The 12683-nt window shown below is 67.9% G+C and carries 15 protein-coding genes; 11 read left to right on the top strand and 4 right to left on the bottom strand.

Annotated features, from left to right (window positions below; translation table 11 throughout):
- Window positions 1-30 precede the first annotated feature (30 nt).
- From BST17_RS11695 to BST17_RS11665, 7 genes are all read left to right on the top strand, one after another.
- Window positions 31-1338, top strand: coding sequence for a S1C family serine protease (locus BST17_RS11695; protein ID WP_083058045.1), 1308 nt, complete (start codon window positions 31-33; stop codon window positions 1336-1338).
- A 92-nt stretch (window positions 1339-1430) separates the two neighbouring features.
- Window positions 1431-1928 (top strand): MogA/MoaB family molybdenum cofactor biosynthesis protein, encoded by a 498-nt coding sequence (locus BST17_RS11690; RefSeq protein ID WP_083058277.1) that lies wholly within the window; start codon window positions 1431-1433, stop codon window positions 1926-1928.
- A 664-nt stretch (window positions 1929-2592) separates the two neighbouring features.
- Window positions 2593-3246: a porin MspA gene (locus BST17_RS11685; protein ID WP_083058044.1), complete on the top strand. Its 654-nt coding sequence runs from the start codon at window positions 2593-2595 to the stop codon at window positions 3244-3246.
- Between the two features lie 98 nt (window positions 3247-3344).
- Window positions 3345-3698, top strand: coding sequence for a hypothetical protein (locus tag BST17_RS11680; RefSeq protein ID WP_083058275.1), 354 nt, complete (start codon window positions 3345-3347; stop codon window positions 3696-3698).
- 754 nt (window positions 3699-4452) lie between these two features.
- Window positions 4453-5106, top strand: a complete 654-nt coding sequence (locus tag BST17_RS11675; protein ID WP_083058042.1) for a porin MspA — start codon at window positions 4453-4455, stop codon at window positions 5104-5106.
- A 201-nt stretch (window positions 5107-5307) separates the two neighbouring features.
- Window positions 5308-5685 (top strand): hypothetical protein, encoded by a 378-nt coding sequence (locus tag BST17_RS11670; protein ID WP_083058041.1) that lies wholly within the window; start codon window positions 5308-5310, stop codon window positions 5683-5685.
- A gap of 160 nt (window positions 5686-5845) precedes the next feature.
- Entirely contained in the window at window positions 5846-6199 is a 354-nt protein-coding gene (locus BST17_RS11665) for a hypothetical protein (protein ID WP_083058273.1), read from the top strand.
- 68 nt (window positions 6200-6267) lie between these two features.
- Here BST17_RS11665 and mscL read toward each other — a convergent pair whose 3' ends face one another.
- From mscL to BST17_RS11645, 4 genes are all read right to left on the bottom strand, one after another.
- The gene (gene mscL / locus BST17_RS11660) at window positions 6268-6690 is read right to left on the bottom strand and encodes a large-conductance mechanosensitive channel protein MscL (RefSeq protein WP_083058039.1); all 423 of its coding nucleotides are present in this window, start codon (window positions 6688-6690) and stop codon (window positions 6268-6270) included.
- Window positions 6691-6765: 75 nt separating this feature from the next.
- The gene (locus tag BST17_RS11655) at window positions 6766-7404 is read right to left on the bottom strand and encodes an SAF domain-containing protein (protein ID WP_083058038.1); all 639 of its coding nucleotides are present in this window, start codon (window positions 7402-7404) and stop codon (window positions 6766-6768) included.
- A gap of 67 nt (window positions 7405-7471) precedes the next feature.
- A complete protein-coding gene (locus tag BST17_RS11650; RefSeq protein WP_083058036.1) occupies window positions 7472-7819 on the bottom strand; it encodes an FmdB family zinc ribbon protein in 348 nt (115 codons plus the stop codon).
- A gap of 72 nt (window positions 7820-7891) precedes the next feature.
- Window positions 7892-8482 (bottom strand): 5-formyltetrahydrofolate cyclo-ligase, encoded by a 591-nt coding sequence (locus tag BST17_RS11645; RefSeq protein WP_083058271.1) that lies wholly within the window; start codon window positions 8480-8482, stop codon window positions 7892-7894.
- A gap of 53 nt (window positions 8483-8535) precedes the next feature.
- On the opposite strand from BST17_RS11645, the gene BST17_RS11640 reads away from it, so the two are divergent.
- The 4 genes from BST17_RS11640 to sepX all read left to right on the top strand — a co-directional run bounded on the left by BST17_RS11640 (window position 8536) and on the right by sepX (window position 12665).
- Window positions 8536-9447 carry a UTP--glucose-1-phosphate uridylyltransferase gene (locus BST17_RS11640; protein WP_083058034.1) on the top strand — a complete coding sequence of 304 codons (912 nt, stop codon included), beginning with the start codon at window positions 8536-8538 and terminating at the stop codon, window positions 9445-9447.
- Window positions 9448-9486: 39 nt separating this feature from the next.
- Complete coding sequence (glp, locus tag BST17_RS11635) at window positions 9487-10740, top strand: molybdotransferase-like divisome protein Glp (RefSeq protein WP_083058033.1); 1254 nt, start codon at window positions 9487-9489, stop codon at window positions 10738-10740.
- Window positions 10741-10753: 13 nt separating this feature from the next.
- Window positions 10754-11407, top strand: coding sequence for a GNAT family N-acetyltransferase (locus tag BST17_RS11630; protein WP_083058031.1), 654 nt, complete (start codon window positions 10754-10756; stop codon window positions 11405-11407).
- A gap of 208 nt (window positions 11408-11615) precedes the next feature.
- A complete protein-coding gene (gene sepX, locus BST17_RS11625; protein ID WP_083058029.1) occupies window positions 11616-12665 on the top strand; it encodes a divisome protein SepX/GlpR in 1050 nt (349 codons plus the stop codon).
- Window positions 12666-12683: the final 18 nt, after the last annotated feature.

Here is a 12683-nt window from a genome sequence, read left to right as displayed (position 1 = left end):
AACCGCTGAGAAGAGAGAGCGCCGAGACTTATGACGAACCACCCGAGGTACACCCCGCCTCCGTCCCAACCGGGCGGCTATGAGCCCGGCTATGAGGCGCGGTCCACGGGCTACACCGGTGGTTACTCGCAGCCCTATGACTGGCGGTACGCCCAGCAGCCCCAACCCCATCAGCAGCACGGCCAGCAGCCCCGGCCGCAGTACGATCCGTACCGGCCGGCGCAGACTCCGCCGGCGGGTCCCCAGAAGCGTTCCCGCGCAGGCGTTTTGACCGCCGGTGCGGTCGCCATCGCGGTGGTGTCGGCGGGTATCGGTGGCGGGGTGGCCCTGCTGGCCGCCCCGGATTCGCCGACCACCAGCTTCTCCAGCAGCAGCGGCGCGACCCCCGGCCAGCCGGCGGCCAGCGTGCCGGCCGGATCGGTCGAGCAGGTCGCGGCCAAGGTGGTGCCCAGCGTGGTGAAGCTGGAGACCAACCTGGGCCGGGCCTCCGAAGAGGGGTCGGGCATCATCCTGTCCAGCGACGGGCTGATCCTCACCAACAACCACGTGGTCGCCACCGGGGACACACCGGGCGGTCGGCCGCAGACCAAGGTGACCTTCGCCGACGGCCGCACCGCGCCGTTCCGGGTCGTCGGTACCGATCCGAGCAGTGACATCGCCGTGGTCCGGGCTGAGGGCGTCTCCGATCTGACCCCGATCGCGCTGGGCTCCTCGGCGGATCTGCGGGTCGGCCAGGACGTGGTGGCGATCGGTTCGCCGCTCGGCCTGGAGGGCACGGTCACCGTCGGCATCGTCAGCGCGTTGAACCGACCGGTGGCCGCCGGCGGGGACAGCCGCAATCAGAACACCGTGCTGGACGCCATCCAGACCGATGCCGCCATCAACCCCGGAAACTCCGGTGGCGCGCTGGTCAACATGAACGGTGAGCTGGTCGGCGTGAACTCGGCGATCGCCACCCTGGGCGGGGAGTCCGGTGCGTCGCAGAGCGGTTCGATCGGGCTGGGCTTCGCCATCCCGGTGGATCAGGCCAAGCGCATCGCCGACGAGCTGGTGCAGAGTGGCACCGCCTCGCACGCCTCGCTGGGCGTGCAGGTCGGTAACGACGCCTCGGTGGACGGCGCCAAGATCGTCGAGGTGACCCAGGGTGGTGCGGCCGCAGCCGCCGGCCTGCCCAGCGGCGTCGTGGTGACCAAGGTCGACGACCGGGTGATCAACAGCGCCGACGCGCTGGTGGCGGCCGTGCGCTCCAAGGCCCCCGGCACCAAGGTGACCTTGACCTTCGACGGTCCCGGCGGCTCCCAGACGATGGACGTGACGCTCGGTAAGGCCGCCCAGTGACCCGCGAGGTGACGCTGCCGCCGGAGACGGTCACCGAGCTGGCGGCGACCTTGTCTGCAACCCTGTCGTCGTCCGGATATACGGTGGCAGGCATGGAACAGGCAGGGGATTTGGTCGGTCGCGCGCTCGTGGTCGTCGTCGACGACCGCACGGCGCACGGGGACGAAGAAGATCACAGCGGACCGCTGGTCACCGAGCTGCTCGGGGAGAGCGGATTCCTGGTCGACGGCGTGGTCGTCGTGTCGGCCGACGAGGTCGAGATCCGCAACGCGTTGAACACCGCGGTGATCGGCGGGGTCGACCTGGTGATCTCGGTCGGTGGTACCGGGGTCAGTCCGCGCGATGTCACCCCGGAGGCCACCGTCGAATTGCTCGATCGTGAGCTGCTCGGCATCTCCGAGGCGCTGCGCGCATCGGGGCTGTCCGCCGGCATTGTGGACGCCGGCGTGTCCCGCGGTCTGGCCGGTATCTCGGGCAGCACGCTGGTGGTGAACATCGCCGGCTCGCGAGCCGCGGTGCGCGACGGGATGGCGACGCTCGGCCCGCTCGCGGTTCAGGTGATCGGCCAGCTGTCCCGACTGGACATCTGACGCCCGGGTGCATGGTCGAAATATGGCAATCATGCAGGTCCGTGCACCCTTCCCCGGGTGGCCGGGTTACAGCCAGGTGAACATCCTTCCCATCGAAAAAGTGACGTTCGTCACAGGGTTCGGGTTGCTGTGACCGCGTCTGGACGTCCGTCGCGCGATGCAGTTAACGCGGTCTTCGGAGAGGAACTTCCCAGTACCACCCGGGATGAGCGCGACAGCGATCATCGCGAGGAAAGCGGCGACCGGGATCGCTGGCTGCGCGACAACGTGCCGCCCCACCACGGCTGAGCAGTGTTTTCGCCGAGAACGGCTGGAATCTTCCTGATTCCAGCCGTTCTCGGTGTTTGTCCCGACATGCGCGGCAAAGCTGAGAGCAGTATCTTGCTCCGCTGCCGGCGCGGTTCACAGGTCACCGGCACTGCAATCCCAGCAAACCGGCAGGAAGTGTGGCCGGGTGCCGAGCCGAAAACCCGCACGCATTGCCGCGTGGATGCCGCACCGTTATGTTGCTCGATGTCAACGATGAGTAAATCGTAAGAACTAAATGTGGAGTTTCTAATTCCGATCACATGCAGCTCTTGCGAGGTGTGAAGTTCCGGTTTAGGGCCGGGGTGGCACATCAACAACACGGTGGACAAAACCGTCGGCACAGCTTAGGGAGAACATGAAGGCATTCAGTCGGGTGTTTCTCGCGATGATCGCGGCTATCGCGGCGATGTTCGTGAGCACGGGCACCTCGAACGCAGGTCTGGACAACGAGCTCAGCCTCGTGGATGGCAAGGACCGGACGCTGACCATTCAGCAGTGGGACACGTTCCTCAATGGTGTGTTCCCGTTGGATCGCAACCGGCTGACCCGTGAGTGGTTCCACTCGGGTAAGGCGAAGTACATCGTGGCCGGCCCGGGTGCCGAGGACTTCGAGGGCACGTTGGAGCTGGGTTACCAGGTTGGTTTCCCGTGGTCGCTGGGTGTGGGTATCAACTTCAGCTACACCACTCCGAACATCGCGTTCGACGGTCAGGACTACGGCTACGCCGGTCCTGCGGGCATTGACTTCGATGTGATTCCGGCGATCGTGACCCCGCCGCTGTTCCCGGGTGCGTCGATCAGCGCCGATCTGGGCAATGGCCCCGGTATCCAGGAAGTGGCGACCTTCTCTGCTGAGGTGGCCGGTGCCGAGGGTGCTGTGGCGGTGTCGAATGCTCATGGCACGGTGACCGGTGCTGCCGGTGGTGTGCTGCTGCGTCCCTACGCTCGTCTGATCGCGGCCGAGGGTGACAGCGTGACCACCTACGGCGAGCCCTGGAACATGAACTGACCGTTCGCCCCTGATCCGACGTCACCATGTGGTCCGCGCTCCGGCAGGCGGGCCACATGGTGCCACCGGGACCCCACAAGAACGGAAGGCTGAAATTCATGGCTGCATTCACCAAGATCGCGGTCGTCGGCATCGGTTCGTTCGCCGGCGCCACACTGCTGGCCGGCCTCGGCGCCGCCACCGCAAGTGCCGAGGTTCAGGAGTCGGCGCCCGCGCCGTATGTCACCAGCCGGCAGGCCATCCTGATCGATGACAACGCGCTGCGCGTCGCCGACTACGGCGAGGCCCGCGGGTTCGGTGACACCCGCAACGCCGACGCCGGCATCGTGCACGCGCAGGGCGAGGGTGTGCACGTCGACACCGTCAAGGCGGTGCCCGGCACCAAGGCCGCGCCGTTCAACCTGGAGGCCAACGGCGCATTCGTCTTCAGCCCGCCCATCGGCGACTGGTGACAACGCGATAACCTCGTTTCGACAAAGACACCCGGCCGGTTCACCGGCCGGGTGTTTTGCTGCGCAGCGCCCGGCACCCGGTCGGAGGAGCAATCCGGGCTGGTCGGCAAACGACGGTCCGGCGATGTCCGATAACCGCTTGCGCAGCCCGCGGTGGCCTGCCCGGTCGATGTTGACGAGCCAGGACGCCCGGGTGCCACACAGTTTTCGCGCGTCCGTCTGACAGGCTTATCCATGCAGGTCACCGCATTGTTCTCAGTGGTGAAAGTAAACGCGGGATGAACAATTCCCGGGAAAAATGTGGTCTTTGTCACTGTAACGACACGGTCGGATGGAGCGTGGCTAACGCGTAGGTGGTCCGCTCCGACTCGGAAACGGTGCCCTGCTGGTGACAGTGCCACTGACCAGTGGCGCGTACACGGCGCTGCGGATCACGTACGTTGTCGGTTTGACCAGGACTTTTATCTGACCGGCGGTGCCGCGTGGTTGGTCCTGGGACGGTATTCGAGGTTGCGCGCGCGCTTCCGGCCGACAACCGTTACATTCCCGCCCGTCGTCGTCGACCCCGCCGAGCCAGCAAACTTTGATCCCGCCACCCGCACGTAGGTGACACATCACCGCACGCGTTGCCGGGCCGGTGCCGCCCCGCTAAATTTCACCCGTCAACAATTAGCGAACGGTGAGAACAGCGTGTGGATTTCTCAGATCCGCTCACACGATCGGCTCTCAACGGGCTCGCCGAGTTAGGGAGAACATGAAGGCATTCAGTCGGGTGTTTCTCGCGATGATCGCGGCTATCGCGGCGATGTTCGTGAGCACGGGCACCTCGAACGCAGGTCTGGACAACGAGCTCAGCCTCGTGGATGGCAAGGACCGGACGCTGACCATTCAGCAGTGGGACACGTTCCTCAATGGTGTGTTCCCGTTGGATCGCAACCGGCTGACCCGTGAGTGGTTCCACTCGGGTAAGGCGAAGTACATCGTGGCCGGCCCGGGTGCCGAGGACTTCGAGGGCACGTTGGAGCTGGGTTACCAGGTTGGTTTCCCGTGGTCGCTGGGTGTGGGTATCAACTTCAGCTACACCACTCCGAACATCGCGTTCGACGGTCAGGACTACGGCACGCTCGGCCCCGCGGGCCTGGACTTCGATGTGATTCCGGCGATCGTGACCCCGCCGCTGTTCCCGGGTGCGTCGATCAGTGCCGATCTGGGCAATGGCCCCGGTATCCAGGAAGTGGCGACCTTCTCTGCTGAGGTGGCCGGTGCCGAGGGTGCTGTGGCGGTGTCGAATGCTCATGGCACGGTGACCGGTGCTGCCGGTGGTGTGCTGCTGCGTCCCTACGCTCGTCTGATCGCGGCCGAGGGTGACAGCGTGACCACCTACGGCGAGCCCTGGAACATGAACTGACGTTCGCCCTGTAGTAACTGGCTGTGGAACAGGCGGCCTCTTGGAGATGACCAGGGGGTCGCCTGTTTCGTCTCGCAGCCACGTTGCACTGCAGACCACGAGCCGACATGTAAGGATCGTCGGCGTACTGGGTCTTCAACCCATGAGCCGCACACCGGCCCATCTCGAACCACACACTTGCACAGCAGAGAGGAAAGCCGAATGGCCACGCATACGATCGGGCGCTTTCGGAACGTCAAGAAGCCGGCCGCCGTTGCGCTCGGCGCCGCCGCCATGGGCGCCGCGTTCGCGGGTCTGAGCGCCGGGACGGCCAGCGCCGAGGTGCAGGAGTCCGCACCGGCGCCGTATGTCACCAGCCGGCAGGCGCTGCTGGTCGACGACAACGCGCTGCGCGTCGCCGACTACGGCGAGGCCCGGGGCTTCGGTGACACCCGCAGTGCCGACGCCGGCATCGTGCACGCCCAAGGTGAGGGGGTGCACGTCGACACCGTCAAGGCGGTGCCGGGTACCACCGCGGCGCCGTTCAACCTGGAGGCCAACGGCGCATTCGTCTTCAGCCCGCCCATCGGCGACTGGTGACAACCGCGTAGCGACACCACTTACACAGCGAGCGCCCGGCCGGACCATCCGGCCGGGCGCTTTGCTGTTGCCGCCCAAGCGGCAACCTCGGTGTATTACGCGCGCTACTATTTGGGTACCAGATGTTAACTCTGGGAAACAGCTGTCGAAAGTGGTGGACATGGCCTCGTCGAAGAAGCTCGCGGTGCTCGGTGTCGGTTCGTTCGCGGGAGCGATGGTGCTCGCCGGGCTGGGAGCCGGTACCGTCGGGGCCGAGGTCCAGGAGTCGGCTCCCTCGCCGTACGTCACCAGCCGGCAGGCCATCCTGATCGACGACGACGCGCTGCGCGTCGCCGACTACGGCGAGGCCCGCGGGTTCGGTGACACCCGTAATGCCGACGCCGGCATCGTGCACGCGCAGGGCGAGGGGGTGCACGTGGATACGGTCAAGGCGGTGCCCGGCACCAAGGCCGCACCGTTCAACCTGGCCGCCAACGGCGCGTTCATCTTCAGCCCGCCGATCGGCGACTGGTGATCATCATCTGACCGACATACGCAAAACGCCCGGCTGATATCAGCCGGGCGTTTCGCGTTTCTGGACGCTCAGGTCGTGGCGTTCGGCACGTCGGGGTCCAGGCGCTGCCCGGCCGTCGGGCCCGGCCGCTGGGCCAGCAGATCGCGGATCTCGGTCAGCAGCACCACCTCGGCCTCGACCGTCTCCTCTTCCTTCTTGCGGAACTTGCTGAACGGCAACACGATCACGAAGTAGATGACGGCGGCCACCAGGACGAAGTTGATGGTCGCCGACAACAGCACGTTGAGATCGATGGTCTGCTCACCGCCGATGGGGATGCGCAAAATGCCGTAATCTGAACCCTCGCCCGCTCCGATGCGGTCGATCAGCGGTTGCAGGATGCTGTCGGTGAAGCTGGTGACCAGCGCCGTGAAGGCGGTGCCGATGACCACCGCGACCGACAGGTCGACGATGTTGCCGCGGAGCAGGAACTCTTTGAAACCTTTGAGCATTGCGGGGACCCTTCCAGCAGTGTGCGGTTCAGCCAGTAAGCGAAAACACTAACCGAGCACCCGACCGGCGGCGGCTCAGTGAAATGTGACCGTGATCTGTCCGGTGAGGGCGGCGCCGGCGACCGCGTTGGCCGCCGGCCGGGGCAGGACGACGAGCACCACCCGCTGGGCGGGCCCGCCCGGTTCCGCGGAGACCATGGCCACCACCGCCCGGGTGGCGATCACCTCGGGTCGGGCATCGGCGTCACCGACGGCCAGCACATCCACGACGTCGCCGGGACGGATCAGCTCGACCAGCGCCTCATCGGCCAGTGCGATGGGCACGATGCGCGCGTCCGGTCCCGCGGTGGCCTCGGTCAGCCTGCTGCCGAGCAGTCGGACGTCGGTGAGCACCTCCCCGCGGCGGGCGGGCGCGGTCAGGTGGGCGCCGAGCACCTCCGTTACTTCGGTCTGCGCGCCCTCGGGAATCGTTGTCGCCAAACGTGATTCCAGCATCACGTCGGTCGCGGTCAGGGGAATCCCGGGGACCAGGTCGCCCGCGGCAACCACCACATCGGCGCGCTCACCGGCCGGGTCGGGCCGTAGCGCGGCCACGGCGGCGAGCAGCACGAGAAGTCCGGCGGCGACCCGGCGGGCGGCGACCGTCCGTGTCCAGTCGGGACGCAGCGCCGCGCGCAGCCGCGACAGCGCACTCGGATTCAGCGATTCCCCCATCCGGCCACGCTAGGCCGGTGCGGGGCGTGACGGCAGCAGGACTTCTACCGCCTGTGGATAACTTCGATCAGCTGGACGCGGCGGCCGGCGTGGAGCTGGGAGACGAGGAGGACGAGGACGACGTCGAGGACGTGCTCGAGCTCGACGACGATCCGGAGTCCGAGGAGCTCGACGACGATGTCGACGAGGTCGACGAGGAGCTGTCACTGCTCTTGGAGCTGCTGCTCGACGACGACGAATCGCGGCTGTCGGTGCGGTAGAACCCGCTGCCCTTGAAGACGACGCCGACCTTGCCGAACAACTTGCGTAGCCGTCCGTTGCACTTGGGGCAGGCCGTCAGCGAATCGTCACTGAACGCCTGGACCACGTCGAACCGATTGTCACACTCGGTACACGCATAGGAATAGGTAGGCACGACACCCTCCGAGACAGTCAAACTAATTGGCACTCTACCGGCTCAAGTGCCAGAACCGCTATGTGGCCCCGGTCATTCCCGGCCCGCGCCCCCGACGGGCACCAGGCCGAGGCCGGGGGTGAGCGCGTGCGTCATCGGCACGTCGTGGGGTTCGACGGGTAGCGCGTCGAGCAGTTCGTCGTCGCGCACCACCGCGATCCGCCGGGCGGCCGGGTCCGCCAGCCCCAGCGCGCGGTCGTAGAAACCCGCACCGCGCCCCAGTCGGGTGCCGTCCCGGGCCACGGCGAGCGCGGGCACCAGCAGGATGTGTGCCTCGGCGATGGCCTCCGGTGGCAGCCACGGCCGCGCTGGTTCGCGCAACCCGAACGGTGCGGACACCAATTCGCCGGGCCGGTACGGCGCCCACTGCATGGGCCGGCCGGTGCGCGCGATCGGCAGCAGGATCCGCACGCCGGTGAGGTTGTCCAACAGGGGTACCCCCGCGCTGCCCGCACCGGGTTCGGACCCCACCGGGATGTAGGCGACCACGGTGTCCGCGCCGGCGGTAAGTTCGGTTATTTGCGTTTGCAGCGACCGCGTTTCGCGCTCGCGGTCACGGTCGGCGAGGGCCCGGCGAGCCGCGAGGATCTTCGATCGCAGTGCCGGTTTCGGCAGAGTTGCCACGTTTGCGCCCACACCCTTCGCCTGAACCTCCAACGGGCATTACTGTGTCAACGATGACACAGGCACAGGTACCGATTCCGCGGACGGCAGTCGTTCCCGCGGCCGGTCTGGGGACCCGTTTTCTCCCGGCGACCAAGACGGTCCCCAAGGAACTGCTGCCGGTGGTGGACACCCCCGGCATCGAGCTGGTGGCCGCCGAGGCGGCCGAGGCCGGGGGCGAGCGGCTGATCATCATCACCTCCGAGGGCAAGGACGGCGTCGTCGCGCACTTCGTCGAGGACCTCATCCTGGAGGGCACGCTGGAGGCCCGCGGCAAGCACGTGATGTTGGAGAAGGTGCGTCGCGCGCCGGCGTTGATCAAGGTCGAGTCGGTGGTGCAGGCCGAGCCACTGGGCCTGGGCCATGCGGTCGGTTGCGTCGAGGAGAAGCTGGCGCCCGACGAGGACGCCATCGCCGTGCTGCTGCCCGATGACCTGGTGCTGCCGACCGGCGTGCTGGAGACGATGAGCAAGGTCCGCGCCAAGCGTGGCGGTTCGGTGCTGTGTGCCATCGAGGTGCCCGGCGACGAGATCAGCGCCTATGGCGTCTTCGATGTCGAGGTCGTGCCCGACGCGGCCAACCCCAATGTGCTCAAGGTCAACGGCATGGTCGAGAAGCCCAAGGCCGAGGATGCGCCCTCGCCCTACGCCGCGGCCGGGCGCTACGTGCTGGACCGGGCGATCTTCGACGCCCTGCGCCGCGTCGACCGGGGCGTCGGCGGCGAGATCCAGCTCACCGATGCCATCGCGCTGCTGATCGAGGAGGGCCATCCGGTCCACGTCGTGGTGCACCGCGGCTCCCGACACGACTTGGGAAATCCCGGCGGCTACCTCAAGGCTGCGGTTGACTTTGCGCTAGAGCGCGACGACTACGGACCGGAACTCCGGCGCTGGTTGGTCGAGCGATTGGGCCTGGCCGGGAACTGACGACGCACGGCGGGTCTTCGAAGCGGAGAAAGGCATGCAGTGCGTTCGGTTGAGGAGCAGCAGGCTCGAGTAGCGGCCGCTGCGGTGGCTCCGCGGCCGGTGCGCGTGGCGATCGCCGAATCCCAGGGTCTGATGTGTGCGGAGGAGGTCGTCACCGAACGGCCGCTGCCCGGGTTCGATCAGGCCGCGATCGACGGATACGCCGTCCGCAGCGTCGATGTGCTGTCGGTCGGTGGCACCGATGATGACGGGCTGAACCGGGAGGTCAGCCTGCCGGTGGTCGGCGAGATCGAGGCCGGCGCGCGCACCCCGAGCAGGCTGCAGCCGCGCCAGGCCGCCCGGGTGCAGACCGGCGCGCCGATGCCCACCCTGGCCGATGCGGTGCTGCCCCTGCGCTGGACCGACGGTGGCCAGTCCCGGGTGCGCGTGCTGCGCGGGGTCCGGTCCGGGGCCTACGTCCGGCGCACCGGCGATGACGTGCAACCCGGCGATGTCGCGGTGCGCGCCGGGACGATCATCGGCGCCGCGCAGGTCGGTCTGCTGGCCGCGGTCGGACGCGACAAGGTCATGGTGCACCCCCGGCCGCGGATGTCGGTCCTCTCGGTCGGCGGTGAACTGGTCGACGTGTCGCGCACGCCCGGCAACGGCCAGGTCTACGACGTGAACTCCTACGCGCTGGCCGCGGCCGGTCGCGATGCCGGGGCCGAGGTCAACCGGGTCGGGATCGTCGACACCGATCCCGCCGCGTTGCGTGAGGTGGTCGAGGGCCAGATCAGTCGATCCGAGGTGGTCGTCATCGCGGGTGCGGTCGGGGGAGCGGCGGCCGAATCGGTGCGGGCCGTGCTCGCCGAACTCGGCGAGATGGAGGTCGCCCGCATCGCCATGCACCCGGGGTCGGTGCAGGGCTTCGGGCAGCTCGGTCGCGACGGTGTGCCGGTGTTCCTGCTGCCCGCCAACCCGGTGAGTGCGCTGGTGGTCTTCGAGGTGATGGTGCGTCCGTTGATCCGGATGTCGCTGGGCAAGCGCCAGCCGCTGCGCCGCGTCATCCAGGCCCGCACGCTGGCGCCGATCACCTCGGTCGCCGGTCGCAAGGGGTATCTGCGCGGCCAGCTGATGCGCGACCAGGACACCGGGGAGTATCTGGTGCAGGCACTCGGCGGCGCGCCGGGCGCGTCCTCGCATCTGCTCGCCACGCTCGCCGAGGCGAACTGTCTGGTGATCGTGCCCAGTGAGGCCGAGCAGGTTCGTACCGGCGAGGTCGTCGACGTCGCCTTCCTGGCGCAACGCGGCTGACGGCCGTGGGCGCGTGAACCGCTGGCGTACCAGTCCCGCACACCCGGGCTGGCCGGTCCCGGTGGGGCCGCTCCGCGTGCCGGCCGGGGTGGTGACGCTGCGCCCGGTGCGGCTGCGCGACGGCGCCCAGTGGAGCAGGCTGCGGCTCGCCGAGCGCGCCCACCTGGAGCCGTGGGAACCCAGCTCGGAGGTGAGTTGGGAAGCGCGGCATGCTCTTTCGTCGTGGCCCGCGGTGTGCTCGGGTCTGCGCGGGGAGGCACGCCGCGGTCGGATGCTGCCGTTCGTCATCGAGTTGGACGGGCAGTTCGCCGGCCAGCTCACCATCGGCAACGTCACGCACGGCGCGCTGCGCTCGGCGTGGATCGGCTATTGGGTGACCAAGCAGTTCAACGGCGCCGGGGTGGCCACCGCCGCTCTGGCGCTCGGGCTGGACCATGCGTTCGGCCCGGTGATGCTGCACCGGGTGGAGGCCACCGTGCGGCCGGAGAACGTGGCCAGCCGGGCGGTGCTCGCCAAGGCCGGGTTCCGGGAGGAGGGCCTGCTCAAGCGCTACCTCGACGTCGACGGCGCGTGGCGCGACCATCTGCTGGTGGGTATCACCATCGAGGAGGTCGACGGGTCGGTCGCGTCGATGCTGGTGCGGGCCGGCCGGGCCAACTGGGCCTGACATTTCGGCGAAACTCGCGTACCCGGGGTTCGCGCGGGGGCAAATACCCCGAAATTGCGTGATCCAGCGATACCAATTGTTACTCGTGTGACTTATGTGGCTGATGGTGCTTGTATCCAGAGAATTACAGGTGTGTAATTGACCTCGGCGCGCCGCAGATGGATGCGCAGGTCACGGACCTAGCCTGAAGGGGAAAGGAGCAGGCATCATGCCAAGCATCCCCCAATCTCTACTGTGGATCTCGCTCGTCGTTCTCTGGCTTTTCGTGCTGGTGCCGATGTTGGTGAGCAAGCGCGACAACGTCCGGCGCACAAGCGATGTCGCATTGGCGACCCGGGTGCTCAATTCGGGCCGCAATGCGCGACTGCGCCGCCCTCGGGCCAGCGCCGGTCACGTCAGCGATCCGGACTGGAAGCCGGCGGCCGCCGACGAGTTCGACGCCGACCTGGAGGCCGAGCTCGACGATGAGCCCAAGGCGCGCAAGCGGGCCGTCGTGCTGGCCGCCGCCACCGAGGAGCCCGCCGAGTCGCCGTACCTGGACGTCGACGTCGTCGATGAGGACTCCGGCGCGTTGCCGGTCGGCTCGCTGCGCGCCGACACCGCCGATGAGCCCGAGACCGACGAGCTGACACTGGATTTCGGCGCCGACGAGGCAGCACCCGAGCCGGCGCCCGCGACGGTGGCCGAGGATGAGGTTGCCGAGCCGGCCGCCGCAGCCGACGACCTGCGCGACGACGACTACGAGTACGTCGAGGACACCTCCGGGCTGGAGGCCGAGGACGGTCTGGTCGACGACGATGAGCCTGCGCTGGCCGAGTCGATGGCCGCCGCCCGCCGCAACCGCTACGAGTCCAAGACCGCGCAGGCCGTCAGCGCCCGCAAGTACACGTTCCGCAAGCGGATGCTGCTCGGCATGTCGGTGACGCTGCTGCTCGCGGTCGTGCTGGCGCTCGTGGTCGCGCCGACGCTGTGGTGGCTGGCCGGGCTGACCGGTGCCGTCACCGTGCTCTACCTGGCCTACCTGCGCCGTCAGACGCGCATCGAGGAGCAGCTGCGCCGTCGACGCGCACAGCGGATGATGCGGTCCCGGCTGGGCGTGGAGAACACCGAGGACGGCGATTTCGACGTCGTGCCGTCGCGGCTGCGCCGGCCCGGTGCCGCCGTGCTCGACATCGACGACGAGGACCCGATCTTCGAACACCTCGAGTACACGTCCTTCTCCCGGCACTACGACCTGCCCCGCGCGGCCGGACAATAGCCACCGGTTTCGGCTGCC

Source organism: Mycolicibacterium bacteremicum (genome assembly GCF_002086115.1).
Classification (GTDB): Bacteria; Actinomycetota; Actinomycetes; order Mycobacteriales; family Mycobacteriaceae; genus Mycobacterium; species Mycobacterium bacteremicum.
Note: the sequence above shows the minus strand (reverse complement) of the source record. Positions and strands in the feature narration are given on the sequence as shown.

Coding starts and splice junctions, on each gene's coding strand:
- BST17_RS11695 (WP_083058045.1), top strand. CDS start 31: ATGACGAACCACCCGAGGTACACCCCGCCTCCGTCCCAACCGGGCGGC.
- BST17_RS11690 (WP_083058277.1), top strand. CDS start 1,431: ATGGAACAGGCAGGGGATTTGGTCGGTCGCGCGCTCGTGGTCGTCGTC.
- BST17_RS11685 (WP_083058044.1), top strand. CDS start 2,593: ATGAAGGCATTCAGTCGGGTGTTTCTCGCGATGATCGCGGCTATCGCG.
- BST17_RS11680 (WP_083058275.1), top strand. CDS start 3,345: ATGGCTGCATTCACCAAGATCGCGGTCGTCGGCATCGGTTCGTTCGCC.
- BST17_RS11675 (WP_083058042.1), top strand. CDS start 4,453: ATGAAGGCATTCAGTCGGGTGTTTCTCGCGATGATCGCGGCTATCGCG.
- BST17_RS11670 (WP_083058041.1), top strand. CDS start 5,308: ATGGCCACGCATACGATCGGGCGCTTTCGGAACGTCAAGAAGCCGGCC.
- BST17_RS11665 (WP_083058273.1), top strand. CDS start 5,846: ATGGCCTCGTCGAAGAAGCTCGCGGTGCTCGGTGTCGGTTCGTTCGCG.
- mscL (WP_083058039.1), bottom strand. CDS start 6,690: ATGCTCAAAGGTTTCAAAGAGTTCCTGCTCCGCGGCAACATCGTCGAC.
- BST17_RS11655 (WP_083058038.1), bottom strand. CDS start 7,404: ATGGGGGAATCGCTGAATCCGAGTGCGCTGTCGCGGCTGCGCGCGGCG.
- BST17_RS11640 (WP_083058034.1), top strand. CDS start 8,536: ATGACACAGGCACAGGTACCGATTCCGCGGACGGCAGTCGTTCCCGCG.
- sepX (WP_083058029.1), top strand. CDS start 11,616: ATGCCAAGCATCCCCCAATCTCTACTGTGGATCTCGCTCGTCGTTCTC.